We start from the raw sequence: 26,476 nt of genomic DNA on the forward strand, positions 1-26,476 counted from the left end.
CGTCGCCCTCACTTAAGCTCACGCGAGTGACGGATCGACGTTCTTGCAGGCGTCGATGAGGCCCTGCACCGAAGCCACCGACTTCGCCAGCATCTCCTTCTCGGCGCCGTTGAGGCGGATCTTGACGACGCGCTCGACGCCCTTGGCGCCGATCACGACGGGAACGCCGACGAACATGTCCTTGACGCCGTACTGGCCCCTGAGCGCGGCGGCTGCCGGCAGCACGCGCTTCTGGTCCTTGAGATAGCTCTCGGCCATCGCGATGGCGGAGGCGGCCGGAGCGTAGAAGGCCGAGCCGGTCTTGAGCAGGTTGACGATCTCGCCGCCGCCCTTGCGGGTGCGCTCGACGATGGCGTCCAGCTTCTCCTGCGTCGTCCACTTCATCTTGACGAGGTCCGGCAGCGGGATGCCGGCGACGCCCGAATAGCGGACGAGCGGCACCATGTCGTCGCCATGGCCGCCGAGCACGAAGGCCGAGACGTCCTTGACCGAGACCTGGAACTCCTCGGCGAGGAAGTGGCGGAAGCGGGCGGAGTCGAGCACGCCGGCCATGCCGCAGATCATGTTCGGCTTGATGCCGGAGAACTTCTGCAGCGCCCAGACCATCGCGTCGAGCGGGTTGGTAATGCAGATCACGAAGGCCTTCGGCGCATACTGCTTGATGCCCTCGCCAACCGCCTTCATCACCTTGAGGTTGATGCCGATCAGGTCGTCGCGGCTCATGCCGGGCTTGCGCGGCACGCCGGCGGTGACGATCACGACGTCGGCGCCCTTGATGTCCTCGTAGGAGCTCGTGCCCTTGTAGCCGGCGTCGAAGCCGTCGACCGGCGCGGACTCGGCGATGTCCAGACCCTTGCCCTGCGGGATGCCGTCGGCGATGTCGAACAGGACGATGTCGCCCAGCTCCTTGAGGCCGGCGAGGTGGGCGAGCGTGCCGCCGATCTGGCCGGAGCCGATGAGGGCGATCTTCTTACGGGCCATTGCCTAGTCCTTTTGTCCTGGCGCTGCAAAATGCCGGCGAGCCGGCCAAACCGTGCGTTCCTTTGGCCCAAACCGGGCTTTTGCCGCAACCCTTGCCCGAAAAGCGGCTTTTCCGGGGCGCCTGCCCCCGCCTCGCGCGAGAGATCAGGGCAGTCTTAGATTTTTCAATGACTTGCGCGGGCACATTTCAGCGGCCCGTCGCGGGGTGGCCGGAATTCGAGCAGTTACAATTTACGAATTCTGTAATTCGTCACCAAATTTTTCACACGATGCCGCTACCGAGCACCCGCAGGATCACGCGGATCAGGGTGGAGAGTCGCGTATCGACCGAAGCCAGCGGAACATCCGCTTCCAGCGCCAGCGAGGCGGGATGGATGAAGCGGTGCGTGGCGTCGATGACGAAGGCGATGGCGCGGTCGCGGTCGCGCGGCTCGAAGACGCCCGTCGCGATGCCCTCGTCGACGACGCGCTCGAACAGGGCGCGCACGCGCGTGCGGTTGCGCCGGCTGATGGCATGGCGCTTGGCGACGGCGAGCGACAGCGCCGCGAACAGATGCGGGTCCTCGCTGAGCAGATCGCGATTGGCCTTGGCCAGCGCCAGGATCAACCGTTCGAGCTTGTCGTCGGCCGGATCAGGCCCGTCGGCGACATCGGCGAGCCGGCGCTCGGTCGCCTTCAGCCAGACATCGACGACAGCATCGATGAGCGCCACCCGCGAGGGAAAGTAGCGGTAGACATTGGCATGCGTCATACCCGCCTCTTCCGCCACGGCGACGACGGTGAAGCGCTTCAGCCCGAACTTGCGCAGATGCTCGCTGGCGACCGAAAGGATGCGGGTCTCGCTCGGCTCGCGCTGGGGCATGGGTCAGCGATCCATCGGCTCAGATAGCACCGCCGTCATTCCGGGGCATCGCGCAGCGATGAGCCCGGAACCCAGAACCGATGCCCCTCGCGCGGTCGCTGTGCCATCCGATGCCTCTCTCTGGATCGGCGGCGTCGGCTCTGGATTCCGGGCTCGCCCCTGCGGGGCGCCCCGGAATGACGGTGAGGGATTCGCGCCGCCGGCCGTCATCACGTCTCCACCAGTCCCGTGGTATCCCCGCTCGCCGTCGAGTCGGGGCGGCCATGCGGCATGGCGAGATATTCCTCGGAACGCATCTCGATCAGCCGCGAGACGGTGCGGTCGAACTCGAAGGCCTCGCGCCCCTGCCTGGCATGGTAGAGCTCGTGCGGTTCGGCCGCCGCCGAGGCGACGAGCTTCACATGGTGCTCATAGAGCGTGTCGATCAGGATGATGAAGCGCTTGGCCTCGTTGCGCCGATCGAAATCGAGGATCGGGATGCCATCGAGCACCAGCGTATGGAAACGCTGCGCCAGCGCGATGTAGTCCGAGGCGCCATAGGCCTGGGCGCAGAGATCGGCGAAGCCCGCTCGCGCCACGCCGCCCGCCGCCTGCGGCAGGACGAGGTCGTGCCCCTGCACGTTCAGCACCGTGCGCGGCCCCTGCGCCGTGCCGGACAGTGCCTTGAAGGCCGTGTCGAGCGCAGCCTTGGCCTTCTCGTCGGCCGGCACATGGTAGACCGGCGCGCCGCCGAGCTTCTCCAGCCGGAAATCGGTACGGGCATCGAGCTTGAGCACCTCGACCTTGGTCTGCAGCAGCGCGACGAAAGGGAGGAACAGCGCCCGGTTGAGCCCGCCCTCATAGAGCCGCGACGGCTCGACATTCGAGGTCGCGACCACCACGACGCCGGCGGCGAAAAGCGCCGTGAACAGCCGCCCGAGGATCATAGCATCGGCGATGTCGGTGACGGTGAACTCGTCGAAGCAGAGCAGGTAGGCCTCGTCCGCGAGTTCGGCGGCGACGGGCGCGATCGGGTCGGCGTCCTTGACCTCGCCGCTCTTGATCTTCTGGCGGTAGATGTTGATGCGTCCGTGCACATCGGCCAGGAACTCGTGGAAATGCACGCGGCGCTTGCGCTTCACCGGCGCGGCCTCGAAGAACATGTCCATCAGCATGGTCTTGCCGCGGCCGACCGAGCCCCAGATGTACAGCCCTTTCGGCGCCTCGGCCGTGTCCGGCTTCTTGCCGAAGAGCCAGCCCAGCGCGCTGCCCTTGCGGGCGAGGCGGCGGGCTGCGAGGGCGGCGGTCAGGACTTCCAGCCGCTTCACCACCGCGACCTGCGCGGGATCGCGCTCGATAGCGTCCGCCTCGACCAGGGCGGCATAACGGTCGGTGATCGAGGCTGTCATGGTGGCGGGCGATGGCGATCCGGATGAGACCAGACCGGGTTACGGCAGCCCTGCCATCATCGCAAGTCCGACGGACCGTTTCGGGAAAAGAGCGTGATTCTCGGGTCGACGCATCGCGTCGACCCGAGAATCTCATGACGAGCGCGCGCCGGTTTCCGAGATGCTCGGGTCAAGCCCGAGCATGACGCGCAGATGCTCCGCAGGACTTACTTGCCCTGGTTGACGGTGATCGGCTTGATCGCGTTGTCGGGCAGGCCGTACTTCTGGATCAGCGCGTCATAGGTGCCGTTCGCCTGGAGCCGGTCGAGCGCGCCCTTGACGGCGTCGCGCAGCTGCGTGCCTTCCGCCGTCTTGGCGAAGGGGATGCCGGCCAGCGAATGGGTGAAGGGCTTGCCAAGCGGGATATAGGTGTTCGGCTCGAGCTTCTGGAAATGGCTCATCGTCTCGCTGCCCTGGACGCCGCCCTGCAGGCGCTGCGTCTTGAGCTGGGTGCGGGCATCGACCGAGCCCTCGGTCTCGACCACGTTGACCGCGGGCTTGCCCTTGGCGACGCAGTTCGCTGCGCTCCACTCGCCGATCTGGCGCGGCCAGTTGGTCGCGCGGCTGGCGCCGACGCTCTTGCCGCAGAGGTCTTCGGGAGTCTTGATCGTGTCCTTGAACGCCGTGACCGTGTAGAATTGCGCGCCGGAATCCAGGTAGTTGATGAAATCGGCGGCCTCGCGCCGCGCCGGCAGGTCGCTCATCCCCGCCATCACCGCGTCGACGCGGCCCGTCTGCAGCGAGGACAGCATCTGGGCGAAGGCGGTCTCCTGCCACTCGACCTTGATGCCGAGCTCCTTGGCGATGGCCTCGCCGAGCTCGATGTCGAAGCCCGAGAGCTGGTTGGTCGCCACGTCCTTGAAGGTGATCGGCGGATAGTTCGGCTGGGTGGCGATGATGATCTTGCCGGCGGTCTTGACGCGATCCGGCAGGGCTTGGGCCTGCGCGGCGAGCGCGGTGCCGGCGAGCAGCGCGGCGGCGATGGTCAAACGAAGCATGTGGTCTCTCCCTCTAGTGAACTGATTCCGCCGCCGTCACTTCAGGACGGCGGCGATGAAGTCGCGCGTGCGCGCTTGTTTCGGCGCGACGAGAACGGTCTGCGGCGGACCCTGCTCGACGATCTCGCCCTTGTCCATGAAGACGACGTCGCCCGCCACCTCGCGCGCGAAGCCGAGCTCATGCGTGACCACGATCATCGTCATGCCGGAGGCCGCGAGGTCGCGCATCACGTTCAGAACCTCGCCGACGAGTTCGGGGTCGAGCGCGGAGGTCGGCTCGTCGAACAGCATCAGCTTCGGCTTCATCGCCAGTGCGCGAGCGATGGCGATGCGCTGCTGCTGCCCGCCCGAAAGCTCGCTCGGATAGGCGTCGCGCTTCTCGGCGAGGCCGACACGCTCGAGCAGCGCCGTCGCCTCGGCGACGATCTGCTTGCGCGGCCGCTTCAGCACGGTGAGCGGCCCCTCGATGATGTTCTGCAGCGCCGTCATGTGGTTGAACAGGTTGAAGCGCTGGAAGACCATGCCGGTGGCGAGGCGCTGGCGCGCGATCTCCGGGTCGGTCAGCTCGTGCAGTTCGTCGCCGACGCGGCGATAGCCGATCAGTTCGCCATCGACGCGGATGGCACCCTGGTCGATCTTCTCGAGCTGGTTGATGCAGCGCAGCAGCGTCGACTTGCCCGAGCCCGACGGCCCGATGATGCACTGGACCGTGCCGGGCTCGATCGAGAGCGAGACGTTGTTCAGCGCCTTCAGGTCGCCGAAGAACTTGCTGACATTGGCGATCGTGACGATCGCGCTATCGGCCTCTGCCGTGTTCGCCACCGCGCTCATGCGGGCTCCTCCTGAACCGCGGCGCGTTTGATGCGCCGTCCCACCCGCCCCTTCGAGAAGTGGCGTTCGAGAAAATACTGGCCGATCTGCAGCAGCGTCACGACCAGCAGGTACCAGCCCGCGGCGACGATCAGCAGTTCGATGACCCGCGCATTGGCATAATAGATCGTCTGCGCGTTGCGCAGGATCTCGGCGTACTGGATCACGCTCGCCACCGAGGTGAGCTTGACCATGCTGATCACCTCGTTGCCCACCGGCGGGATGATGACGCGCATCGCCTGTGGCAGCACGATCCGGCGCAGCGTCGTCAGCCGCGTCATGCCGATCGCCTTGGCGGCCTCGGTCTGGCCGGTGTCGACGGAGAGGATGCCGCCGCGCACCACCTCGGCCGTATAGGCGCCCTGGTTCATGCCGAGCCCGAGCAGCGTCGCCATGAACGGCCCGATGATATCGATCGTCCGCCAGGAGAACACACCCGGAATGCCGATGGTCGGGAAGACCAGCGCCAGGTTGAACCAGATCAGGAGCTGCAGCAGCAGCGGCGTGCCGCGGAAGAACCAGATGTAGAACAGCGCCACGCTGCGCAGCACCGGGTTCGGCGACATGTACATGATCGCGAAGACGACGCCGAGCACGACGCCGAGCGTCATCGCGCAGACGGTCATGATCAGCGTGTTGCCGAGGCCGGCGATGATGGCGGGCGCCGTGAAGAACTGCCGGACCACCGGCCAGGCGATGTCGCCCTCGACGAAGGCCATCACAATCCAGGCCAGGATGGCGAGGATCACGGCCGAGGCGAACCAGCGGCCGTAGAAGCGCCGCGGCACGATCCTGAGATGGGCGATCGCGGAGAGATCGCGGCTGCTGATCGGTGAAGTGGCGTCGGTCATCGCCGCGTCTCCCGGCTCCAGGCTTCAAGAGCCGTCAGGTTGTCACGGAAGCGCGCGATCTGCTCGCGCACGCGGTCGGGTGCCGTGCCGCCATGGCCGCTGCGGGCCGCGACGGCGGCATCGAGCGTCAGATGGTCGATCACGCCGGCGTCGAGCCGCGGATCGACGGCCCGGAGGTCGACGGCGTCGAGCGTCTCCAGCTCACGCCCCATTTCCTCGCAATAGCGCACAAGCGTCCCGGTGATCTCATGCGCCTCGGCGAAGGGCACGCCCCTGCGGGCGAGATAGTCGGCCACCTCGGTCGCCAGCGCGAAGCCGGACCCGGCCTGGGCGCGCATCACCTTGGCGTCGGCGCTCATGCTGGCGATCAGCCCGGCAAAGGCGGGCAGCACCTCTTCCAGCACGTCGACTGCGTCGAAGGCGGCGCGCTTGTCCTCGGCGAGGTCGCGGTTGTAGGAAAGCGGCAACCCCTTCAACGCTCCGAGCATGGCGACGAGATCGCCGGTCAGCCGCGCCGCCCGCCCGCGCGAGATCTCGGCGATATCGGGGTTCTTCTTCTGCGGCATGATCGAGGAGCCGGTGGCGAAGGCGTCGTCCAGCGTCACCCAGGCGAATTGCCTGGAAGCCCACAGCGTCACCTCCTCGGCGAGCCGCGACAGGTTCGTCGTCAGCATCGCCGCGACGAACAGGAACTCCGCGACATGGTCGCGCGCGCCGACCGCATCGACCGAATTCTCGAACGGCCGGTCATAGCCGAGCGCCCGCGCGCTGAGCTCGGGATTGAGCGTGATCGCGGAGCCGGCAAGCGCCGCCGCCCCGAGCGGCGACTGGCCGGAGCGCGCTTCCCAATCCTTCAGGCGCGAGGCATCGCGCATCAGCACCTGGCCATGCGCCATCAGCCAGTGGCCGAAGGTGACGGGCTGGGCGCTCTGCAGATGGGTGAAGCCGGGGCTGACCGAGGCCGCGTGCAATTCCGCCTGGTCGGCGATCGCGGTCAGCAATTCGGCCAGCATCGCCGCCAGCGAACGCGACTTCTCGCGCAGATAGAGCTTGAGGTTGTTGGCCGCCTGGTCGTTGCGCGAGCGCCCGGCCCTGAGCTTGGCGCCGGTCGAGCCGATCCGCTCGGTCAGGATGCGCTCGATGAAGGTGTGGACGTCCTCGTCCTGCGGTCCCGGCGCGATGCGCCCTTCGACCGTGTCCCGTGCGATCGCGTCGAGGGCGGTCAGGATGGTGTCGAGTTCCGAGGCCGTCAGCAGCCCGGCGCGCCCGAGTTCGGCCGCATGCGCCTTGCCGCCGGCGACATCCTGAGGCACCAGCCTGGCGTGCTCGCCGGCTGCGCTGGAGAGCTTCATCAACCGCGCATCCGGCGGCTTGCGGAAACGTCCGCCCCACAGGCGGGTCGTCTGGTTCATGATGCTCGTTCCTCCCCTAGCGGAAGAATGGCCTCTTGACCGAGAGGCCGGCAAACGAAACGATCTCCGCAGAGATAGTCCGAAAAGGAATACCCCATGGCTGCCGGTCGGCCTCCCCCGTCATCGACCGCCCTGCGGGCCTTCACCACCGTCGCACGACTGGGCTCGACGGCCCGCGCCGCGCAGGCGGTCAACCTCACCCAGAGCGCCGTCTCCAAGCAGATCCTCTCGCTGGAGCATCATCTCGGCGCCGTGCTGTTCGATCGCAGCCCGCTCGGCCTGAAGCTGACCGAGGCCGGCGCGATCTATCTGCCCTATGCCGAAGCGGCGCTGGAGCAGATGGATCGCGGCGCGCGGCGCCTGGCCGAGCGCTCCGCGGTCGCCCGGCCGATCCGGCTGCACATGGTCGCCATCGTCGGCGAGCGCTGGCTGATGGGGCGCTTTCCCGCCTTCGCCGAGGCTCATCCCGGCGTCGACGTGCAGTTCACCAACTATGTCAGCGAGAGCGAGACCGAAGAGCCCGATCTCGATATCGCCCACGGCGTCCCGCCCTGGACCGGCAGGGAGGCGCACTACCTGTTCGGCCGCGACGTCGCCCTCGTCGCCGCGCCGAGCCTGATCGAACGCATGGGCGGTTTCCGCCGCGCCGCCGACATCCAGAAGATGACGCTGCTCCAGCACTATCAGATGCCGACCTTCTGGGCCGAGTTCACCGAGGCCCACGACCTGCGCGGCGCTGTGCCCGAGCACACCGTGCGCTACGGCTACTATTCCGTGATTACCAGCGCCGCCGTCGCCGGGCTCGGCGTCGCCCTGACGCCGCGCTGCTATGTGGCCGATGAATTGGCCTCCGGCGCGCTCGTCAACCCGCTCGGTCTCGGCTTCACGAGCGCAACCGGCTGCTGGCTCACCCGCCCGCTCGGCCAGCCGGATCGCCCCGGCCTCGACGAATTCGTCACCTGGCTGCTCAGCGAAGCCGGGCAGTTCGACGCCGCGACACGGGCGCCTTCCGCCGCAGACTGATTTCCCGCGAAACTTCCCTCCGGGCGGGGCGTTGTCTTCGCCGAGGAGGAGACATGCTCACCATTCTGCCCGCCCCCGACCATGTCGGCGCCTACCGCCTGTCGCGGACGCTGACGGCCGATGATCTCGATCAGATCATGGCCGATATCGATGCGAAGCTTGGCCGCCACGAGAAGATCGGCATCCTCGCCGACTTCACCGATTTCACCGACATGACATTGGCCGCCGCCTGGAAGGATGCGCGCTACAGCCTTGGCAAGCTCTGGGAACTCCAGCGTTTTCCCCGCGAGGCCGTGGTCACCGACAAGAGCTGGCTCGCCGCCTTCGTCGACCTGCTCAACCCCGCGATCCCCTTCGTCACGGTGCGCACGTTCAAGCCGGAGGAGTACGACACCGCGCTGGCCTGGGCCGGCGATATCGAGGGCGGTCCCAACGCCTGACGATCGCGCGCGTCAGCTGCGCGCGAAGGTCTCGTCGAAGGCGTAGCCGGCGCCGCGCACCGTGCGCAGCGGGTCCTTGGTGTTGGCAGGCGTGATTGCCTTGCGCAGCCGCCCGACATGGACGTCGACCGTGCGCTCGTCGATATAGACGTCGCGGCCCCAGACGGCATCGAGAAGCTGGGCGCGCGAATAGACCCGCCCCGGTGCCTGCATCAGGAATTCGAGCAGCCGGAACTCGGTCGGCCCGAGATGCAGCTCGCTGCCGGCGCGGCGGACGCGCCGGGTCGTGCGGTCGAGTTCGAGATCGCCCGCGGCCAGCAGCCCCGCGACGTGACCTGGCTTCGCCCTGCGAAGAAGCGCCTGGATGCGCGCGATCAGTTCCGGCAGCGAGAACGGCTTGACGACGTAGTCGTCGGCGCCGGTCGCAAGGCCGCGTACCCGCTCGGTCTCCTCGCCGCGCGCCGTCAGCATGATGATCGGCACGCGCTCGGTGTCGCGCCGCGAGCGCAGCCGCCGGCAGAGCTCGATGCCGGAGAGGCCGGGCAGCATCCAGTCGAGCAGCACGAGATCGGGCGTGTGGTCGCGCAGATGCAGCTCCGCATCGTCCCCGCGCGCGACGCTGTCGACCTCGAAGCCCTCGGCCTCGAGGTTGTAGCGCAGCAGCAGGGTGAGCGGCTCCTCGTCCTCGACGATCAGGATGCGTGCGGCCATGATGTCTTGCCTCAGCTGCCCGTGATCGCCTCGACCTCGATATTGGTCGTGTCGAGCTTCGGCCGGTTCACGTCGAGCGAGTCGCCGGTGATGAGATAATGGATTGTCTCGGCGATGTTGGTGGTGTGGTCGCCGATGCGCTCGATGTTCTTCGCGCAGAACAGCAGATGCGTGCAGAACGTGATGTTGCGCGGATCTTCCATCATATAGGTCAGGAGCTCGCGGAACAGCGAGGTGTAGAGCGCGTCGATCTCGTCGTCGCGGCGCCAAACCTCGAGCGCCTTCTGCTCGTTGCCGGCGGCATAGGCGTCGAGCACGTCCTTGAGCTGCGCCTGGACGAGGCGGCTGATATGCTCGAGGCCGACGACCGCGCGATGCGGCGGCTGGAACTGCCCGGCGATGGCGACGGCCCGCTTGGCGATGTTCTTGGCGAGATCGCCGACGCGCTCGACATCCGCCGCGATGCGGATCGCCGAGATCAGCTCGCGCAGATCGTTGGCGAGCGGCTGGCGCCGGGCGATGGTCAGCACCGCCTTCTCCTCGACCTCGCGCTGGAGATTGTCGAGGCGCTGGTCGGCCGAGATGATCTTCTGGGCGAGCGCGGTGTCGCGGCGCACCAGGGCGACGGTGGAATCGCCCAGCATGCGCTCGGCCATGCCGCCCATTTCGGCGAGGCTGCGGCGGATGCCCTCGAGATCGGTGTCGTAGGAACGGACGATGTGATCGGTCATGGCGTTATCCTCGAAGCATTTTCAAGCGAAGTGGGCACCGGTTCGCGCGATGAAAATGCGATAAAACAAAGAAGTCCGTCGCCGCTCAGCCGAAACGGCCGGTGACGTAGTCCTGCGTCTGCTTTTTGCCGGGGTTCATGAAGATCGTGTTGGTCGGCGCGAACTCGATGACCTCGCCCAGATACATGAAGGCGGTGTACTGCGAGATGCGGGCCGCCTGCTGCATGTTGTGGGTGACGATGGCGATGGTGAAGTCGCTCTTCAGCTGCTCCAGCAGGTCCTCGATCTTGCCGGTCGAGATAGGATCCAGCGCCGAGGTCGGCTCGTCGAACAGGATCACCTCCGGCTTCTGCGCGATGGTGCGCGCGATGCACAGGCGCTGCTGCTGGCCGCCGGAGAGGCCCATGCCGGAGCTCTTCAGCTTGTCCTTGACCTCGTCCCAGAGCGCGGCGCGGCGCAGGGCGCCTTCGACGCGGTCGTCGAGCTCGGACTTAGGCGGCCTCTCATAGAGCCGGATGCCGAAGGCGACGTTGTCGTAGATCGACATCGGAAACGGCGTCGGCTTCTGGAACACCATGCCGACGCGCGAGCGCAGCTCGTTCACGTCGACATCGTTGGAGATGATGTTGCGCCCGTCGAGCAGGATCTCGCCGGTCGCCCTCTGCTCGGGATAGAGCGAGTAGATCCGGTTGAAGATGCGCAGCAGGGTCGACTTGCCGCAGCCGGAAGGGCCGATCAGCGCCGTGACGTGCCGGTCGCGGAAGTCGAGATTGATGTTCTTCAGCGCCTTGTGCTCGCCGTAGTAGAAATCGAGGTTTTTCACCGCGATCCGGACGGGCGCCTCGGCATCGAGCGATTGCGGGGAGAGTTCAAGGGTCGAAAGCATCGACATGGTCCTTCAGGATCAGACGCGACCGGGTTGGATTCAAGCTCTACTTGCCGCCGCTGACGATGCGGCGGGCAACGATCGAGAGCAGCAGGATCGACATGGTGATGATGAGCGAGCCGGCCCAGGCCAGCTGCTGCCAGTTCTCGTAAGGGGCCGAGGCGAACTGGTAGATCGTCACGGGCAGGTTCGAGACGCCCCCGACGAGGTTCGCCGAGAACCAGAAATTGTTGTTGAGCGCGGTGAAGATCAGCGGCGCGGTCTCGCCGGCGATGCGGGCGAGCGCCAGCAGAATGCCGGTGACCATGCCGGCCTTGGCCGCCCGCCAGGTCACGCTGGTGATGACGACCGAGGGCGGCGCGCCGAGAGCGGCTCCGGCCTCGCGCAGCGGGCCGGGCACGAGACTCAGCATGTCCTCGGTGGTGCGCACGATGACGGGGATCGCGATGATGCCGAGCGCGACGCCGCCGGCCCAGCCGGAATAGCCGCGGAACGGCTCGACCAGCAGGACGTAGACGAACAGGCCGATCAGGATCGACGGCGCCGAGAGCAGAATGTCGTTGATGAAGCGGATCAGGTTCGCGAGCTTCGAGCGCCTGCCGTACTCGGCGAGCCATGTCCCCGCCAGCACGCCGATCGGCGTGGCGATGGCGATGCCCAGGAAGGTCAGCACCACCGAACCGACGATGGCGTTGGCGAGGCCGCCGCCTTGAGAGCCGGGGCCGGGCGTGACCTCGGTGAAGGTCGCGAGCGAGAGCCCGCCGATGCCCTTCACCACCAGCATGCCGAGGATCCAGAACAGCACGAAGATGGCGCAGAAGGTGAAGCCGGTGGCGATGATCTTCATCAGCCGGTCGGCGGTGCGGCGGGACTGGCGGACGCGCCCCCAGGGGGTATGGGGCAGTTCGCGCGGCTTGGAAGCAGTGGTCATGCTCATCTCCCGGGACCTCAGTAGCGCTTCACCCGCGAGACCAGCAGTCGCGCGATGACGAGGACGACGAAGGTGACGAAGAACAGGATGCAGCCCAGCGCGATCAGCGAGTTGAGCTGGAGGCCCATCGCCTCGTTGAACTCGTTGGCGATGCGCGAGGCGATGGTCGAGCCCGGATCGAGGATGGAGCTCGACAGGCGGTTGGCGTTGCCGACGACGAAGGTCACCGCCATCGTCTCACCGAGCGCGCGGCCCAGGCCCAGCATGACCGCGCCGATGATCGAGACGCCGGCCTGCGGCACCAGCACATGGCGCACGACCTCCCAGGTCGTCGCGCCGATGCCGTAGGCGCTCTCGCGCAGCACGGAGGGGATCTGCTCCAGCATGTCGCGGGTGATCGAGGCGATGAAGGGCACGATCATGAAGGCCAGGATGATGCCGGCCGTGAAGATGCCGAGACCCGAGGGCGAGCGCGAGTAGAGCACGGTGCCGACGATCGGGATGCCCTCGACGATGTTCGAGAGCGGAATCTGCACATAGGCCGCGAAGAGCGGCGCGAAGACGAACAGGCCCCACATGCCGTAGATGATCGAGGGCACGGCGGCGAGCAGTTCGATCGCGGTGGCGACCGGCCGCTTGAACCAGGGCGGCGCGAGCTGGGTGAGATAGACGGCGATGCCGAGCGAGAGCGGCACGCCGATCAGCAGCGCGATCAGCGCCGTCGAGAGCGTGCCGACGATCGCCGGCCAGGCGCCGTACTGGTCGTTCTGGGTGTCCCAGACGCTGGAGGTGATGAAGCCGAGCCCGAACTCGCGGAAGGCCGGCCAGCCGCCGACGACCATCGAGAGCATGATGCCGGCGAGCAGCACCAGGACGAACAGCGCCGCCGCGAAGCTGGCATTGCGGAAGAACAGGTCGAAGCCTGCCTTCGGCGTCCTGCGGACGATCGGCGCCGCGCCGGGAATGCTCGTCATGTCGGTTGCTGCGGTCATCCGCGGAAGCTCCGGTGTCGTAGCCGAGGTCGCCTGCGGCCGGTCGCCCGGCGCCGATCAACCTCAGCCCTCATCCTGAGGAGCGCTCTGCAGGAGCGTGTCCCGAAGGAGGCTCCCGTGCACTCTGGATCCATCCTTCGAGACGCCGCGCACCGCGGCTCCTCAGGATGAGGGCTGAATGTATCGGCAAGGCGGGAATGTCCCGCCTCGCCTTGTCGGCCGCAGCGATCAGAAGATCGGCTTGCCGGCGGTATCGGTCACGCCCTTCCAGGCAGCGCGGACCTGGTCCTTCACATTCGCCGGCAGTGCGACGTAGTCGAGCTCGCTCGCCAGCTTGTCGCCGCTCTTGTAGGTCCAGTCGAAGAACTTCAGCGCGGACTGCACATCTTCCGGCTTCTCCGGCTTGGCATGGACGAGGATGAAGGTCGCCGAGGTGATCGGCCAGGCATCCGCGCCCTTCTGGTTGTTGAGCGAGATGCCGAAGCCGGGCTGCTCCTGCCAGTTGGCATTGGCCGCAGCGGCCTGGAACGCCTTCTCTTCCGGCGCCGGGAAGTTGCCGTCGGCATTCTTCACCAGGGCATGGGCGAGCTTGTTCTGCTTGGCATAGGCGTACTCGACATAGCCGATCGAGTTCGCGACCTGCTTGACGGAAGCCGAGACGCCTTCATTGCCCTTGCCGCCGATGCCGACCGGCCACTGGACCGACTGGTTGGTGCCGATCTTGGACTTCCAGTCGGCCGAGACCTTCGAGAGGTAGTCGGTGAAGACGAAGGTCGTGCCCGAGCCGTCCGAGCGGTAGACCGGGTTGATGTTGGCGTCCGGCAGGGTCACGCCGGCGTTGAGCGCCACGATCTTCGGGTCGTTCCACTTCTTGATGTCGCCCAGATAGATCTGCGCGATGATCTCGCCCGAGAGCTTGAGCTTGCCCGGCTCGATGCCGGCGATGTTGACGGCCGGAACGACGCCACCCATCACGGTCGGGAACTGGATCAGGCCGTCCTTGGTGAGGTCCTCGCCCTTGAGCGGGGCGTCGGTCGCGCCGAAGGCGACGGTCTTCGCCTTGATCTGGCGGATGCCGCCGCCCGAGCCGATCGACTGGTAGTTCAGGCCGATGCCCGTGTCCTTCTTGTAGGCCTCGGCCCACTTGGAATAGATCGGGAAGGGGAAGGTCGCGCCGGCGCCGGTAATGTCGGCGGCCTGGGCGGAACCGGCGATCCCGGCGGCGACGGCCGCGAGAACGAGAATCTTGCGCATTGAGATGTCCTCTCTGGGTCGCTGTATGCAGCGGCCCTGTCAGAACACCCTCTATATGACAGCCAAATGACATTTCGTCATGAAAGCTGTCATGAAGGGCTGACAGCCGGTCTCTAGCCGGCCTGCTGAGCGCCGAAGCGCGGCAGGATCGCCTTGAAGGTCGCGCCTTCGCCGGGCTTGCTCTCGATCGTCAGCCGGCCGCGATGGCGCAGCACGATATGCTTGACGATGGCGAGGCCCAGGCCCGTGCCGCCCGCCTCGCGGCTCGCCGCGGTATCGACCCGGTAGAAGCGCTCCGTCAGGCGCGGCAGGTGCTCCGGCGCGATGCCGGGGCCGTCGTCACGCACATGGAAGCTGGCCTCGCCCTCCCCGGCCTCGACGGTGATCAGGACCTCGCCGCCCCGCTTGCCATATTTGATCGCGTTCTCGACGAGGTTCTCCATCAGCCGCAGCAGTTCGTCGCGATCGCCGGGAACCTGGAGCGGCTCGCGCGGCGTGCGCAATGTCAGCGTCACCTCGCGCTCGCGCGCCATCAAGGTGAGCGAGTCGACGATCTCGCGCGCGATGCCGGCGAGATCGACGGGCGTGTCGGGCGCAACATGGGCACGCTGCTCGATGCGTGAGAGCGAGAGCAAGTCATCGACGAGACGCGCCATGCGTAGCCCCTGCTCGCGCATGATCCCGAGGAAGCGCTCGCGGGCGCGCTCGTCGTTGCGCGCCGGCCCCTGCAAGGTCTCGACGAAGCCGAGCAGCGAGGCCAGCGGCGTGCGCAGCTCGTGGCTGGCATTGGCGACGAAATCGACGCGCATGCGCTCGATCACCCGCTGCTCGCTGAGGTCCTGGAAGGTCAGCAGCGTCGCGCGCCGGCGCCCGGCGCCCAGCGCCGCGATATGGATGCGAAAGGCTCGCTCGAACGGCACCCGCTCGACGAGCTCGACGGTCTTGCGATCTCCCCCGAGCGCGACATGCTCGATCGCGTCGTTGAGATCGGGGTCGCGCAGCACCAAGGCCAGCAGCTTGCCGATCTCGAGCCCCGGAATGAGCGCGTGCATCGCCGGGCTCAACGCCTGCGCGAAACCCTGCTCGTCGAGCAGTACGACCGGAGCGCCGAGCGCCTCGATCATGTGCCGCGTCGTCGCGGAGTGGGAAACGGCAATGTCGACCATGGAGCGCCCGAAGCCTGCCGGCGGCGGCCGGCGCGCCCTTCCTGAGCGGAAGAAGCGGAAGCGTCAATTCCCTTCCGCGCGGCAGCCGGCTAGGCTTTGCGCGAAACAAGGAGCCGACGATGGCGAAGAAATTCTCCGGTTCAAATGCGAAGAACGCGATCGAATTGCCGTCGGGGAACCAACCGAAGCCGGCGAAGGCCCGCTCGAAGCCCGCCAAGCTCAAGGACTTCGACATCGAGGCCGATACGCTGCCGGAAGCCATCGTCGATGCCGCCTATCACAGCGGCGACTATCCCTATGGCAAGCGGATGAAGCGCAAGCGCTACAACCGCGAGCTCGAGCCGCTCCAGATCGAATTGCAGAAGCTGACGCGCTGGGCCGCAAAGCAGGGCGAGCGCATCGTCATCGTCTTCGAGGGCCGCGACGGCGCCGGCAAGGGCGGCACCATCGCCCGCTTCACCCAGCATCTCAACCCGCGCCAGGCCCGCATCGTCGCGCTGCCGAAACCCTCCGATACCGAGAAGGGCCAGTGGTACCTGCAGCGCTACGCTGCCGAGATGCCGACGGCGGGCGAGATCGTGTTCTTCGATCGCTCCTGGTACAACCGCGCCGGCGTCGAGCGCGTCATGGGCTTCTGCACGCCGGAGGAAACCGAGCATTTCCTGCGCGAGGCGCCGGTCTTCGAGGGCATGCTGGCGCGGGACGGCGTCCGCCTGATCAAGCTCTTCCTGACCATCGGGCGCGAGATGCAGATCACGCGGCTGCATGCCCGCTGGCACGATCCGCTGAAGCGCTGGAAGCTATCGCCGATCGACTTCGAGGCCCTGCCGCGCTTCGACGATTATTCCCGCGCCTTCGACGAGATGCTCGGCCGGACCTCGACCGAAAGCGCGCCCTGGCACGTCGTGCGCAGCAACGACAAGCTGCGCGCCCGCCTCAACGCCATCCGCCACGTGCTGAAGACGATCCCCTACAAGGACAAGGACGAGGCGGCGATCGGCATACTCGACGAGGAGATCGTCATCCCCGTCGACCGCTATCTCGACCATGGCGGCGAGCCGGAGGGCCGATAGCACCCCGGCCGCCGCCTCACGGCCCCATCACGTGGTTCGGCAGCCAGGTCGTCAGCGGCGGCCATAGCGTGATCATGGCCAGCACCACCAGCAGCGGCACGAGCCAAGGCAGGATCGCCTTCGACATCGTCTCGAAGGAGACGTTCGCGATCCGCGTCACCACGAAGAGCACGACGCCGATCGGCGGATGGATCGTCCCCAGGATCAGGTTCAGGATCATGATGATGCCGAACTGCACCGGGTCGATGCCGAAGCTGTGGGCGGCTGGCACCAGGATCGGGATCAGGATCAGGAGCGCCGCCAACGCCTCCATGAAGCAGCCGACGACGAGCAGGATGAGGTTGCAGACCAGCAGGAAGACCAGCGGGTCCTTGATCGTGTCGACGATCAGCGGGGTCAGCGTCTGCGGCACGCGCGAGATCGACATGCACCAGCCGAGCGCGCCCGCCGCCATGACCAGCACCGTGACGAGGCCGGTGGTCTCGACGGTCTCGATCAGGATCGGCCAGATCTGCTTCACCTCCAGCGTGCGGTAGACGAAGAAGCCGAGGAAGAGCGCGTAGAGGCAGGCGACGGCCGCGGCTTCCGTCGGCGTGAAGATGCCGGTGAACATGCCGCCGAGGATCAGCGGGGGCGTCATCAGCGCGAAGAAGCCGCTGAGGAAGGTCCGGCCGATCTCGCGGAAGCCCTTGAACTTCTCCTTCCGGAAGCCCTGGCGCTTGGCGATGATCGCGACCATCACCATCAGCGACAGCCCCATCAGGATGCCGGGAATGACGCCGCCGATGAACAGCCGCCCGATCGAGACATCGGCCGTGACGCCGTAGATCACCATCGGCAAGGAGGGCGGGATGATCGGGCCGATCGTCGCGGCCGCCGCGGTGATCGAGGCCGCGGTTTCCGGCCGGTAGCCGGCCTTGCGCATGGCGCGGATCTCGATCGCGCCCGAGCCCGCCGCATCCGCCACCGCCGAGCCGACCATGCCGGCGAAGATCATGCTGGTCAGGATCGAGGCATGGGCATAGCCGCCGCGCAGCCAGCCGAGCACGGCCGTGGCGAAGGCGACGATGCGGTCGGTGATGCGCGCCGCGCCCAGGATGTTGCCCATCAGGATGAAGAGCGGCGCGGCGACGATCGGGAAGGAGTTCATCGCCTGCGCCATCTTCTGCGGCACGATCGAGGCGGAGAAATCGCCGATCAGCACGAAGGCGAAGGCGGCCAGCCCCATCGAGGCGAAGAGCGGGAAGCCCGCCAGGATCGAGAGCAGCCAGACCCCGGAGATCTGGAAGATCAGCGTGCTCACTCGGCCGCCTCCTGCATCGTCGGCACGACCGGCGCGATGGGCGGCGCGTTCCAGTTGCGCAGATTGTCGACGAGATCGGCCACGCCCTGCAGCGCGGTGACGACGCCGGCCAGCAGCATGGGCACATAGAGCACTCCCATCGAGAGCGGCACCGTCGTCGCCTCGAGGTCGTAATTCGCATGGACCAGATGGACGCTGTACCAGGTCACCAGCAGGCCGAAGACGATCATCGCCAGCTGCATCACGGTCTCGGCCGCCCGCCAGCCATGCTGCGGCAGGAGATTGTGGAAGAAGCGGATGCGGATATGGGCGCGCCGCCGGCTCGCCAGGACCCAGCCCGCGACGGCGACCCACAGCATCAGGAAGCGCGAGACCTCGTCGGTCCAGATCAGCGGGTCACCCAGCGCCCGCGTCACGATGCCCAGCGTCACGGTGACGAGGAGCGCGACGAGAAGGATCGCCGCGATCACCTCCATCAGGCGGTCGAATATTGCGCGTACCAATACGGCCATCGGGATATCTCTCAGCCTCGGCTCGGAACCACGCGGTCATTCCGGGGCAGGCCAGCGGCCTGAGCCCGGAACCCAGAACCGCGACGACGACCGCAAAAGACGAAGCGAACGTCCCGCTCTTCCCGGGTGAAATCGGCGGCTATGGATTCCGGGCTCGCTGCTGCGCAGCGCCCCGGAATGACGGCGGAACGATCTTTACGGACGACCGACTCAAAGCGCCTGGATGCGGTCCCAGAGCCCCTTGCCCCATTTGCTCTCGAACTTGGCCGGCACGCTCGCCAGAACCGGCTTGCGGAAGGCCTCGTTGTCGGGCTTGATCACCGTCATGCCGCCCTTCGCCAGCGTGTCGGCGAGGCCCTTTTCCTGCTCCAGGATCTCGTTGTCCTGCCAGGTGGCGGCCTTGTCGACGGCCGCGACGATGACGTCGCGATCGGCCTGGGGTATCTTCTGCCAGGCGCTTTCGTTCACGATCACCAGCCGCGGCGTGATGATGTGCGCGGTCAGCACGAGGTATTTCTGGACCTCGCCGAGCTTGGCGGAAGCGATGGTCGGCAGCGGGTTCTCCTGGCCGTCGACCGCCCCTTGCGACAGGGCGAGATAGAGCTCGGAGAAGTTCAGCGGCGTCGGCCGCGCCCCCCAGGCCTCGGCCATGGCGCGGAAGGTGTCGACCTCCGGCACGCGCAGCTTGAAGCCCTTCATGTCCTCGACCGAGTTGATCGCCTTCTTGCCGCTGGTGAGGTGGCGCACGCCGTAATAGTTGACGCCGATCATGCGCATGCCGCGCTTCTCGACCAGCGCCTTGTTGAGCTCGTCGATCAGCGGGGATTTCAGCGCCCGCGTCATATGCGCCGAATCCTTCCAGATATAGGGCGCCTCGATGATCGAAAGCTGCGGCACGAACTGGCCGAGCTGCGCCGCGCCTTCCGTGACCATGGTCAGCGCGCCCGATGCCACCGACTCGACCATGTCGCGCGAGGAGCCGAGCTGCCCGTTCGGGAAGGACTGGATCTCGACGCGCCCGCCGGTCTTCTCCTTGATTTCGGCGCCGGCCTTCACCGCGCTCTGCGGCGAGGGATGGCTCGCCGGCTGGCCGTCGGCCCAGCGCAGCACCAGCTGCTGCGCCCGCAGGATGTTGGGCGCGGCGATCGTTGCCGCCCCTGCCGCCGTGGCAGCCAGAAAATCGCGCCTCGTCTGCCTCTTCATCGCTGTTCCCTCCGGGAGCGGCCGGTTCTCCGGCTCGTGGTGGTTGCGGATGTCAGTACTGCATCGCCCGTGTCCTGGCGTTGCCGATATGGGCGGCCATCGCCTCGGCCGCGCGCTCGGGGTCGCGCGTCTCGACCGCCGCGATGATCGCGAGATGGTCCTGCATCACCGGCACGATGATGCTGTTGTGGATGCGCGTCTCGTATTGCCGGATCAGGCGGATCTTGAGCCAGGTCACGCGGAAGGCCTGGCTGACGATGTCGTTGTCGAGGTGATCGATGATCGCCTCGTGCATCAGCCGGTCGATGTCCTCGGCGTCTTCGATCAGGCGCTCGTCGCCGCCCGCTTCGGCGCGGGCGACGATCGCCTCGTGCCGCGCCCGCTGCTCGGCGATCTCCTCATCCGTGGCGTTGCGCGCATAGAGCGCCGTCGCCTCCTTCTCGAGGAAGAGCCGGAACTGGAAGGCGTTGCGGATCAGGTTGAGGTCGACATGGGCGACCTGCATGCCGCGCTGCGGCACGGTCTTGATCAGCCCCTCTGCTTCCAGTCGCGGGATCAGCTCGCGGATCGCGCCGAGCGGAAAGCCGGTCATCGCGACGAGCTCGCGCTGGGTCACGAACTGGCCGGGCTTGATCTCGCGCGCCAGCAGCCGCTCGGTGAAGGAGGCATAGGCGCGCTCCCTCAGCTTCAGCGGTTCGCCTTCGCGCGGTTCCTGCTCCGGCTGGTTCACGTCGCCCTCCCTCAGGCCGCCTCCTTCAGGCGGCTTTCGCCTGCGAGATCGAATCGAAGGCGGCGAAGAGCCGCTTGCGGGTCGCCTCGTCCAGCGCCTCCAGCGGCGGGCGCATCGCGCCATAGCCGGGATCGCCATGGATATGGCCGGTCAGAGCCTTCACCGCCGCCAGCACCGGGTGCGAGCAGATCTCGTCGACCAGCGCGTTCACCACCGGGCTGTCCTTGCCCTCGTAGACCATCGGGCGCAGCAGGCCGGGCACCAGATTGGCGAGGCCGCAGATCGTGCCCTCAGCCCCGTTGCGCACCGCCTTGGCAAGCTGGCGCTCGTCGCCGACCAGGATGGCGAGCTCGCCATGCGCCTTCAGCAGCGCCTCGGTATTGGCATAGCTGCCCGAGGAATCCTTGACGCCGATGACGAGCCCSGGGAACGCCGTCTTCAGCCGCTGCACCAGCCCGACGCTGATGTCGACCGCCGTCACCGAAGGGATGTGGTAGAGGATGACGTTGCGGGCCGAGCCGCCCAGTTTCTCGAAGAACTGCGAGAACCAGACATAGAGCCCCTCGTCGCTGACGCCCTTGAAGTAGAAGGGCGGCGCGACCAGCAGGCCCTTCGCCCCGGCATCCAGCGCCAGCCCGGCCTGCTCGACCGCCTCATGCATGGAGGCCGCCGCGATGCCGGCATAGATCTGACGGGCCGGATCGATACCCGCCCCGATCAGCGCGCCCATCATCGCGGTGCGCGCCGGCAAGCCGAGCGCCGCGCCCTCGCCCGTCGTGCCGAACAGCGTGACCGAGTCGCAGCCTTGGGAAAGCACATGTCGCGCATGCTTGACGAGACGCGGCAGGTCGACGCCGCCGCCCTCCCGCATCGGGGTCGTGATCGCGCAGGAAAGGCCGAAGCGGTTCTTGTCGGTGGCCATTTGAGGGAGCTTTCAGGTCTGAACGGTGACTGACATGTTAGTATGAAGACAGAGGTGCCCGCAAGCGCTCGCCAGCGGTTTCGCTAGCCGTCCTTGAGACCTCCGGAGGAGAGCCCGGCGACGATCTGGCGTTGCGCGATCACCGTCACCAGCAGCACCGGCAGCGTCACCAGCAGCGCCGCCGCCGCCAGTGGACCCCAAGAGATCTGCTCGAAGGTCAGCGAGTTGTAGACGGCCGATGGCAGCGTGCGGCTCGCCTTGCCGCCGAGCACCACCGAGAAGATGAAGTTGTTCCAGGAGAAGATGAAGGCGAGGATGCCGCCCACGACGATGCCCGGCTTCGCCAGCGGCAGCGCGACATGGCGGAAGGCCTGCCAGCTCGTCGCGCCGTCGATGCGCGAGGCATCCTCCAGCTCCATCGGCACGTTCTCGAAATACCCGATCATGATCCAGACGATGATCGGGATCGTGATGACGAGATGGGTGATGACGAGCGCCGTGATCGTGCCGACGAGGCCGGTGATCTGGAACAGCAGGAAGAGCGGGATGAGATAGGACAAGGCCGGCGTCATCCGCGCCACCAGGATCAGCACCGCGAACTTGTGCGCCTTGCCGCGCGCGATGCCGTAGCCGGCGGGCACGCCGACCAGAAGCCCGATCAGCACCGCCCCGCCGGTGACGAGGATCGAGTTCCACAGATAGAGCCCGAAATTGTTCTGCGCGAAGACATCGACATAGTTCTTCAGCGTCGGCGGATCGGGGATGAACACCGGCGGGAAGGCGGTGTTGTCGAGCTCGTTCTTCAGCGACAGCGAGATCATCCAAAGGAAGACCAGCACCGCCGGCGACACCAGCACGAAGACCGAGGCCCAGAAGCCGACCTTTTTTAGCGTGCGGGTCATGACGACCACCCCTCGCCCCGACAGGAAAGGACACCGTCATCCCGGACGCAGCGAAGCGGAGCTCCGAGATCCATCGTAAAGCGCCGAGCCCTCCGATGGATCCCGGGACAAGCCCGGGATGACATTGCGAGGGCAGTGACGCGGAGAGACAGGGCAAGGAAGCCGGAAGAGGAGCCCATCACGCGTTCCACTTCGACTTCTGCCGCGCATAGAGCAGCAGCAGCGAGAGCATGATGATGATGACGAAGAAGATCACCACGACGGCCGAGGCATAGCCGATCTTGTAGAACTGGAAGGCCTGCAGATAGAGGAAGATGTTGAGCGTCTCCGACGCCGTCCCCGGTCCGCCCTGGGTGATCACGAAGATCGTGTCGAAGGCCTTCAGCGCATCGATGGTGCGGATCACGATCGCCACCATGATGAAGGGCCAGACCAGCGGCAGCGTGATGTGCCGGAACATGTGCCAGTCATTGGCGCCGTCGATCAGCGCGGATTCATAAGGCTCGCGCGGCAGGCCGGCTAGGCCACCGAGCACGATCAGCATGACGAGCGGTGTCCAGTGCCAGACCTCGACCATGACGAGGGTCGGGATCACCGTCGCCGGATCGTAGACCCAGCCCTGCGGCCCGATCCCGATCAGCGACAGCAGGTAGTTGAGCACGCCGAGCTGCGGGTGGAACATCATCGTCCAGACCAGCGCGACCGCGACCGGCGTCGCCATCATCGGCATCACGAAGATGGTGCGCAGCAGGCCCCGGAACGGGAATTCGCGATGGAAGACCAGCGCCGCCGCCGTGCCGAACACGATGGGCAGCACCACCGCGAGGACCGTGAAATAGACCGTATGCCCCATCGACTCGAGGAAGCGCTGGTCCTTCGCCAGCTCGGCGAAATTGCCGAGGCCGACGAATTCCACGCCGCCGCCGATCTTCCAATCCTGGCCGGACATGTAGAGCGTGAACAGCCACGGAAAGACGATCACCGCCGTGATCACCAGCACCGCCGGCAGCGAGAACAGCCAGTAGCGCGGCGTGAAATCATGCGACGCGGCAGCGGCCGGAGGCGCTGCACTGGCGAGACTTGCTGGCAGGGACGTGCTGGTCATGCGTTCGAACCGTCATGCCCGGGCCTGACCGGGCATCTCTTTGAAAAAGGCCCAATGGTCGCGAGATGGCCGGGTCGAGCCCGGCCATGACGCCTATGATCCTCACCCCTGCTCGCTCTTGGCGAGCACCGGCGCGAAGGTCTCGGTCGCCTTCTTGAGCTCGGCCGCGACATCGGCGCCACCGATCGCATTGGTCAGCGCCACGCCGAACACGTCGCGGAATTCGGTCACCGGCACGATCTGCGGCAGGCCGGCCCGCGCGATCTTGGCGGAGGACAGCAGGCAGTCGAAATACTGCTTGCCGAACTTCGACTGCTGGATCGTCTCGGTGTCGAGATAGGCCGAGGAACGGCCCGGCGCGCCGGCGCCGGCCTTGAGCATCGCGATCTGGTTCTTCTTGTTGGTCATGAACTGCAGGTAGAGCCAGGCCGCCTCCTTCTTCGAGGAGCCGCGCGAGATGCCCATGCCGTCGGCGAACATGCCGGCGTAATGCGCCTTCGGCCCCGGCGGCGTGACGCCATATCCGACCTTGCCGACGATGCGCGACTTGGTCGGATCCTCCAGCGGCGTGGCGAAGCCGATGCCGTCGAGCCACATCGCGGCGCGGCCCTGCATGAAGGTGGTCTGGCATTCGTTCCAGTTGAAGCCGACCTGCCCGGCCGGGCCGGTCTCCTTGTTGAGCTTGCGATAGAGATCGGCCGCCCAGATCGCCTCCGGCGTATCGGTGAGCAGCTTGCCCTCCGGCGAGGTCGTCTCCATGCCCTGTCCGAGCATCAGCGAGGTCCAGACCGGGACATTGGCGTTCTTCAGGCCGCGCGAGACGAAGCCGGCGATGCCCTTCGCAGGATCGTGCAGCTTCTGCGCGACGGTGAACATCTCGTCCATCGTCTTCGGGTAGGCCACGCCCTTCGCGTCGAAGAGCTCCTTGTTGTAGTAGACCATCCAGTAATCGACGAAGAACGGGATCGTATCGAGCGCCCCGTCCGCCTGCCGCGCATAGGCGACCGGGCCGGCGCCGAAATCGGCGAAGTCGAAATCGGGCGCCGTCAGCGCAGGGTTCTTGATGTAGGGATCGAGGTTCTCGAACCACTTGCCTTTGGCCGCCATGCGCTTCTGGACGTGCAGCGAGATGCCGCTGACGTCGAAGCTCGGCTTGCCCGAGGCGAACTCGATCACCGCCTTCTGGCGCTGCTGCTGCTCCGGCACCTGCTCGGCCGAGACCTTGATGCCGGTGAGCTCGGTGAACTCCTTCTCCGCCGCCTGCATCAGGTCGGAGCGCGGGTTCTTGACCAGCAGCACGTCGATCGACTGGCCGGAGAACTTCTTCCAGTCGAACGCGCCTTGCGCCTGTGCCTTCCGCAGCACGAGCGGCGAGGCGATCGCGGCGGCCGCGCCGCCCAGAAGAACGCGGCGGGTCGGTTTCAGAATGCTATCGGTCATCGGCGTCCTCCCCAGGACAAAAGGCTGCCCTTTGCGGGCTTTCAGGTCGCGCGGAACTGGAAGGAAGCACCGCTTCCGTCTCCCGCGATCGGGGTGGACGCTAATCCGCTTTCGAGGCGGTTGCAAGCTAACATGTTGGCGTGCACATAGTGGCGCCGCGCCGGCCTTGCCCGGCCTTGAGCCCATCCGCGAGAGCCGCCCGTGAAGAGCCCGCCCCGCATCGATTCGCACCAGCATTTCTGGCGGCTCGCCCGCGGCGATTATGGCTGGCTGACGCCCGCGCTCAAGCCCATCCATCGCGACTTCGAGCCCGCCGACCTCGCCCCGCATCTCGCGCAGCACGACATCGCCTCGACCATCCTGGTCCAGGCCGCACCGACCGAGGCCGAGACGCGCTACCTGCTCGCGCTCGCCGCCGCGACGCCCTTCGTCGCCGGGGTGGTGGGCTGGGCCGATTTCGAGGCACCCGACGCCCCCGCCCGCATCGCCGCGCTCGCCGCCGACCCGCTGCTGGTGGGCCTGCGGCCGATGGTGCAGGACATTCCCGATCCGAACTGGCTCGCGCGGCCGGACCTTACCCCCGCCTTCGCCGCGCTCAAGGCCCACGGCCTCGTCTTCGACGCGCTGGTGAAGCCGGCGCAGATACCCGCCCTCCTCACGCTGCTGGAGCGCGAGACCGAGCTCCCGGTCGTCATCGACCACGGCGCCAAGCCCGACCTCACCGGCGCCGATCTCTCCGCCTGGCGTGCCGGCATCGCGGCGCTGGCCGCGCGGCCGAACACCGTCTGCAAGCTCTCCGGCCTCGTCACCGAGGCGCCGCCCGGCTGGCGCGAGGCGACGCTGGCGCCGGCCGTCGCCCAGCTCCTCGCCTGCTTCGGGCCGCAGCGCCTGCTCTGGGGCAGCGACTGGCCGGTCGCGACGCTTCGCTCCTCCTATGACCAGTGGCTCGCCACGGCCGAGCGGCTCACCGCCACGCTCTCCGAAGCCGAGCGCGCCGCGATCTTCGGCGGCAACGCCGCCCGCATCTACCTGACGAAGAGGGGGCGCCGCCCGGCAGCCTCGCCATTGCCAACTTCACCTCTCAGCCCTCATCCTGAGGAGCGGCCGTGAGGCCGCGTCTCGAAGGATGATCCAGCTCGCTTAGGAGCCTCCTGGAGCATCCTTCGAGACGGCGCTGACGCGCCTCCTCAGGATGAGGGCTCGCCAAGGAACCCCGCCATGCTGAAGAACCTCGATCCCGTGCTCTCCGCAGACCTGCTCTGGGTGCTTGCCGCCATGGGCCATGGCGACGACCTCGCGCTGGTCGATGCCAACCACCCGGCCGAGACGATCGCCAGTTCGACCACGAGCGGCAGGCTGATCCGCCTGCCCGGCCTGACGATGCAGCGCGCCGCGCGCGCCATCCTCTCGGTGCTGCCGATCGACGATTTCGAGCCGGAGCCGCTGAGGCGCATGGAGGTGGTGGGGGATGCGGCGGCGCTGCCGGATGTGCAGCGGGCCGTGCAAGGCGAGATCGATGCGGCGCTCGGCCGCCCCGCCCCGCTGGCGGGGATCGAGCGCTTCGCCTTCTACGCGGCGGCGCGGGGCGCCTTCGCGGTGGTGCAGGTCGGCGATCCCCGACCCTATGGCTGCTTCCTGCTGCGCAAGGGCGTCATCGCCGGGGAGCCGGGCTGAGCCCCCGCCCCGGCCGCGACAGGGCGCCGCCCTCGCGCTCGGCGGCCTGCGCCTGCCGCACCCGCGCGGCGCGCGCG

Annotated in this window: 27 protein-coding genes; 5 read left to right on the forward strand and 22 right to left on the reverse strand. The window is 67.0% G+C overall.

Annotated elements, in window-relative coordinates; genetic code table 11:
• Window positions 1–18: 18 nt before the first annotated feature.
• The 7 genes from mdh to argH all read right to left on the reverse strand — a co-directional run bounded on the left by mdh (window position 19) and on the right by argH (window position 7,401).
• Complete coding sequence (gene mdh, locus AC1DVA_RS13770) at window positions 19–981, reverse strand: malate dehydrogenase (protein ID WP_476806210.1); 963 nt, start codon at window positions 979–981, stop codon at window positions 19–21.
• A gap of 262 nt (window positions 982–1,243) precedes the next feature.
• On the reverse strand, window positions 1,244–1,843 hold the full coding sequence (locus AC1DVA_RS13775) for a TetR/AcrR family transcriptional regulator (protein WP_476806211.1): 600 nt from the start codon (window positions 1,841–1,843) through the stop codon (window positions 1,244–1,246).
• A gap of 209 nt (window positions 1,844–2,052) precedes the next feature.
• Window positions 2,053–3,231 carry a cell division protein ZapE gene (gene zapE, locus AC1DVA_RS13780; RefSeq protein WP_476806212.1) on the reverse strand — a complete coding sequence of 393 codons (1,179 nt, stop codon included), beginning with the start codon at window positions 3,229–3,231 and terminating at the stop codon, window positions 2,053–2,055.
• A 206-nt stretch (window positions 3,232–3,437) separates the two neighbouring features.
• Window positions 3,438–4,268, reverse strand: a complete 831-nt coding sequence (locus AC1DVA_RS13785) for an ABC transporter substrate-binding protein (protein ID WP_476806213.1) — start codon at window positions 4,266–4,268, stop codon at window positions 3,438–3,440.
• A 36-nt stretch (window positions 4,269–4,304) separates the two neighbouring features.
• Window positions 4,305–5,099, reverse strand: coding sequence for an amino acid ABC transporter ATP-binding protein (locus AC1DVA_RS13790; RefSeq protein ID WP_320109511.1), 795 nt, complete (start codon window positions 5,097–5,099; stop codon window positions 4,305–4,307).
• Window positions 5,096–5,989, reverse strand: a complete 894-nt coding sequence (locus AC1DVA_RS13795; protein ID WP_476806214.1) for an amino acid ABC transporter permease — start codon at window positions 5,987–5,989, stop codon at window positions 5,096–5,098. Before AC1DVA_RS13795 ends, AC1DVA_RS13790 begins: the two co-directional genes overlap by 4 nt.
• Window positions 5,986–7,401 carry an argininosuccinate lyase gene (gene argH, locus AC1DVA_RS13800; protein ID WP_476806215.1) on the reverse strand — a complete coding sequence of 472 codons (1,416 nt, stop codon included), beginning with the start codon at window positions 7,399–7,401 and terminating at the stop codon, window positions 5,986–5,988. Before argH ends, AC1DVA_RS13795 begins: the two co-directional genes overlap by 4 nt.
• A 96-nt stretch (window positions 7,402–7,497) precedes the next feature.
• Between argH and AC1DVA_RS13805 the strand changes: the two genes are divergently transcribed.
• Both AC1DVA_RS13805 and AC1DVA_RS13810 read left to right on the forward strand, forming a co-directional pair.
• Window positions 7,498–8,424 carry a LysR substrate-binding domain-containing protein gene (locus AC1DVA_RS13805; protein ID WP_476806216.1) on the forward strand — a complete coding sequence of 309 codons (927 nt, stop codon included), beginning with the start codon at window positions 7,498–7,500 and terminating at the stop codon, window positions 8,422–8,424.
• Between the two features lie 53 nt (window positions 8,425–8,477).
• A complete protein-coding gene (locus AC1DVA_RS13810; protein ID WP_476806217.1) occupies window positions 8,478–8,864 on the forward strand; it encodes a SpoIIAA family protein in 387 nt (128 codons plus the stop codon).
• Window positions 8,865–8,876: 12 nt separating this feature from the next.
• On the opposite strand, the gene phoB is transcribed toward AC1DVA_RS13810, so the two are convergent.
• The 7 genes from phoB to AC1DVA_RS13845 form a co-directional block, all read right to left on the reverse strand.
• The gene (gene phoB, locus AC1DVA_RS13815) at window positions 8,877–9,575 is read right to left on the reverse strand and encodes a phosphate regulon transcriptional regulator PhoB (protein WP_265050013.1); all 699 of its coding nucleotides are present in this window, start codon (window positions 9,573–9,575) and stop codon (window positions 8,877–8,879) included.
• Between the two features lie 11 nt (window positions 9,576–9,586).
• The gene (gene phoU, locus AC1DVA_RS13820) at window positions 9,587–10,306 is read right to left on the reverse strand and encodes a phosphate signaling complex protein PhoU (protein WP_265050014.1); all 720 of its coding nucleotides are present in this window, start codon (window positions 10,304–10,306) and stop codon (window positions 9,587–9,589) included.
• A gap of 85 nt (window positions 10,307–10,391) precedes the next feature.
• Window positions 10,392–11,198, reverse strand: a complete 807-nt coding sequence (gene pstB, locus AC1DVA_RS13825; RefSeq protein ID WP_265050015.1) for a phosphate ABC transporter ATP-binding protein PstB — start codon at window positions 11,196–11,198, stop codon at window positions 10,392–10,394.
• A gap of 40 nt (window positions 11,199–11,238) precedes the next feature.
• The gene (gene pstA / locus AC1DVA_RS13830; RefSeq protein ID WP_476806218.1) at window positions 11,239–12,123 is read right to left on the reverse strand and encodes a phosphate ABC transporter permease PstA; all 885 of its coding nucleotides are present in this window, start codon (window positions 12,121–12,123) and stop codon (window positions 11,239–11,241) included.
• Window positions 12,124–12,140: 17 nt separating this feature from the next.
• Window positions 12,141–13,097, reverse strand: coding sequence for a phosphate ABC transporter permease subunit PstC (gene pstC, locus AC1DVA_RS13835; RefSeq protein ID WP_442865031.1), 957 nt, complete (start codon window positions 13,095–13,097; stop codon window positions 12,141–12,143).
• A 246-nt stretch (window positions 13,098–13,343) separates the two neighbouring features.
• On the reverse strand, window positions 13,344–14,369 hold the full coding sequence (gene pstS, locus AC1DVA_RS13840) for a phosphate ABC transporter substrate-binding protein PstS (RefSeq protein ID WP_476806219.1): 1,026 nt from the start codon (window positions 14,367–14,369) through the stop codon (window positions 13,344–13,346).
• A 113-nt stretch (window positions 14,370–14,482) separates the two neighbouring features.
• Window positions 14,483–15,535: an ATP-binding protein gene (locus tag AC1DVA_RS13845; protein WP_476806220.1), complete on the reverse strand. Its 1,053-nt coding sequence runs from the start codon at window positions 15,533–15,535 to the stop codon at window positions 14,483–14,485.
• A gap of 119 nt (window positions 15,536–15,654) precedes the next feature.
• Between AC1DVA_RS13845 and ppk2 the strand changes: the two genes are divergently transcribed.
• Window positions 15,655–16,608: a polyphosphate kinase 2 gene (gene ppk2 / locus AC1DVA_RS13850; protein WP_476806221.1), complete on the forward strand. Its 954-nt coding sequence runs from the start codon at window positions 15,655–15,657 to the stop codon at window positions 16,606–16,608.
• A 16-nt stretch (window positions 16,609–16,624) separates the two neighbouring features.
• Here ppk2 and AC1DVA_RS13855 read toward each other — a convergent pair whose 3' ends face one another.
• The 8 genes from AC1DVA_RS13855 to AC1DVA_RS13890 form a co-directional block, all read right to left on the reverse strand.
• Window positions 16,625–17,911: a TRAP transporter large permease gene (locus AC1DVA_RS13855; protein WP_265050021.1), complete on the reverse strand. Its 1,287-nt coding sequence runs from the start codon at window positions 17,909–17,911 to the stop codon at window positions 16,625–16,627.
• Window positions 17,908–18,423 carry a TRAP transporter small permease gene (locus AC1DVA_RS13860; RefSeq protein WP_476806222.1) on the reverse strand — a complete coding sequence of 172 codons (516 nt, stop codon included), beginning with the start codon at window positions 18,421–18,423 and terminating at the stop codon, window positions 17,908–17,910. The genes AC1DVA_RS13855 and AC1DVA_RS13860 overlap by 4 nt, the downstream gene beginning before the upstream one ends.
• 210 nt (window positions 18,424–18,633) lie before the next feature.
• Window positions 18,634–19,626, reverse strand: a complete 993-nt coding sequence (locus tag AC1DVA_RS13865; protein WP_476806223.1) for a sialic acid TRAP transporter substrate-binding protein SiaP — start codon at window positions 19,624–19,626, stop codon at window positions 18,634–18,636.
• A 52-nt stretch (window positions 19,627–19,678) separates the two neighbouring features.
• On the reverse strand, window positions 19,679–20,356 hold the full coding sequence (locus AC1DVA_RS13870) for a GntR family transcriptional regulator (protein ID WP_476806224.1): 678 nt from the start codon (window positions 20,354–20,356) through the stop codon (window positions 19,679–19,681).
• Between the two features lie 25 nt (window positions 20,357–20,381).
• Entirely contained in the window at window positions 20,382–21,278 is an 897-nt protein-coding gene (locus AC1DVA_RS13875) for a dihydrodipicolinate synthase family protein (RefSeq protein ID WP_476806225.1), read from the reverse strand.
• Window positions 21,279–21,361: 83 nt separating this feature from the next.
• Entirely contained in the window at window positions 21,362–22,180 is an 819-nt protein-coding gene (locus AC1DVA_RS13880; RefSeq protein ID WP_265050026.1) for a carbohydrate ABC transporter permease, read from the reverse strand.
• Window positions 22,181–22,358: 178 nt separating this feature from the next.
• Entirely contained in the window at window positions 22,359–23,285 is a 927-nt protein-coding gene (locus AC1DVA_RS13885) for a carbohydrate ABC transporter permease (RefSeq protein WP_265050027.1), read from the reverse strand.
• 102 nt (window positions 23,286–23,387) lie between these two features.
• Entirely contained in the window at window positions 23,388–24,725 is a 1,338-nt protein-coding gene (locus AC1DVA_RS13890; RefSeq protein WP_265050028.1) for an ABC transporter substrate-binding protein, read from the reverse strand.
• A 201-nt stretch (window positions 24,726–24,926) separates the two neighbouring features.
• Between AC1DVA_RS13890 and AC1DVA_RS13895 the strand changes: the two genes are divergently transcribed.
• On the forward strand, window positions 24,927–25,835 hold the full coding sequence (locus AC1DVA_RS13895) for an amidohydrolase family protein (RefSeq protein WP_476806226.1): 909 nt from the start codon (window positions 24,927–24,929) through the stop codon (window positions 25,833–25,835).
• A gap of 108 nt (window positions 25,836–25,943) precedes the next feature.
• Window positions 25,944–26,399 (forward strand): RbsD/FucU family protein, encoded by a 456-nt coding sequence (locus AC1DVA_RS13900; protein WP_476806227.1) that lies wholly within the window; start codon window positions 25,944–25,946, stop codon window positions 26,397–26,399.
• The last annotated feature ends 77 nt before the right edge of the window (window positions 26,400–26,476 follow it).

The sequence above is a fragment of the Allobosea sp. P4_C6 genome, assembly GCF_056402015.1.

Coding starts and splice junctions, on each gene's coding strand:
- AC1DVA_RS13865 (WP_476806223.1), bottom strand. CDS start 19,626: ATGAAGAGGCAGACGAGGCGCGATTTTCTGGCTGCCACGGCGGCAGGG.
- pstC (WP_442865031.1), bottom strand. CDS start 13,097: ATGACGAGCATTCCCGGCGCGGCGCCGATCGTCCGCAGGACGCCGAAG.
- AC1DVA_RS13845 (WP_476806220.1), bottom strand. CDS start 15,535: ATGGTCGACATTGCCGTTTCCCACTCCGCGACGACGCGGCACATGATC.
- pstB (WP_265050015.1), bottom strand. CDS start 11,198: ATGTCGATGCTTTCGACCCTTGAACTCTCCCCGCAATCGCTCGATGCC.
- AC1DVA_RS13880 (WP_265050026.1), bottom strand. CDS start 22,180: ATGACCCGCACGCTAAAAAAGGTCGGCTTCTGGGCCTCGGTCTTCGTG.
- phoU (WP_265050014.1), bottom strand. CDS start 10,306: ATGACCGATCACATCGTCCGTTCCTACGACACCGATCTCGAGGGCATC.
- pstA (WP_476806218.1), bottom strand. CDS start 12,123: ATGACCACTGCTTCCAAGCCGCGCGAACTGCCCCATACCCCCTGGGGG.
- AC1DVA_RS13810 (WP_476806217.1), top strand. CDS start 8,478: ATGCTCACCATTCTGCCCGCCCCCGACCATGTCGGCGCCTACCGCCTG.
- phoB (WP_265050013.1), bottom strand. CDS start 9,575: ATGGCCGCACGCATCCTGATCGTCGAGGACGAGGAGCCGCTCACCCTG.
- AC1DVA_RS13885 (WP_265050027.1), bottom strand. CDS start 23,285: ATGACCAGCACGTCCCTGCCAGCAAGTCTCGCCAGTGCAGCGCCTCCG.
- AC1DVA_RS13785 (WP_476806213.1), bottom strand. CDS start 4,268: ATGCTTCGTTTGACCATCGCCGCCGCGCTGCTCGCCGGCACCGCGCTC.
- AC1DVA_RS13795 (WP_476806214.1), bottom strand. CDS start 5,989: ATGACCGACGCCACTTCACCGATCAGCAGCCGCGATCTCTCCGCGATC.
- AC1DVA_RS13890 (WP_265050028.1), bottom strand. CDS start 24,725: ATGACCGATAGCATTCTGAAACCGACCCGCCGCGTTCTTCTGGGCGGC.
- AC1DVA_RS13805 (WP_476806216.1), top strand. CDS start 7,498: ATGGCTGCCGGTCGGCCTCCCCCGTCATCGACCGCCCTGCGGGCCTTC.
- pstS (WP_476806219.1), bottom strand. CDS start 14,369: ATGCGCAAGATTCTCGTTCTCGCGGCCGTCGCCGCCGGGATCGCCGGT.
- zapE (WP_476806212.1), bottom strand. CDS start 3,231: ATGACAGCCTCGATCACCGACCGTTATGCCGCCCTGGTCGAGGCGGAC.
- AC1DVA_RS13790 (WP_320109511.1), bottom strand. CDS start 5,099: ATGAGCGCGGTGGCGAACACGGCAGAGGCCGATAGCGCGATCGTCACG.
- argH (WP_476806215.1), bottom strand. CDS start 7,401: ATGAACCAGACGACCCGCCTGTGGGGCGGACGTTTCCGCAAGCCGCCG.
- ppk2 (WP_476806221.1), top strand. CDS start 15,655: ATGGCGAAGAAATTCTCCGGTTCAAATGCGAAGAACGCGATCGAATTG.
- mdh (WP_476806210.1), bottom strand. CDS start 981: ATGGCCCGTAAGAAGATCGCCCTCATCGGCTCCGGCCAGATCGGCGGC.
- AC1DVA_RS13775 (WP_476806211.1), bottom strand. CDS start 1,843: ATGCCCCAGCGCGAGCCGAGCGAGACCCGCATCCTTTCGGTCGCCAGC.
- AC1DVA_RS13860 (WP_476806222.1), bottom strand. CDS start 18,423: ATGGCCGTATTGGTACGCGCAATATTCGACCGCCTGATGGAGGTGATC.
- AC1DVA_RS13900 (WP_476806227.1), top strand. CDS start 25,944: ATGCTGAAGAACCTCGATCCCGTGCTCTCCGCAGACCTGCTCTGGGTG.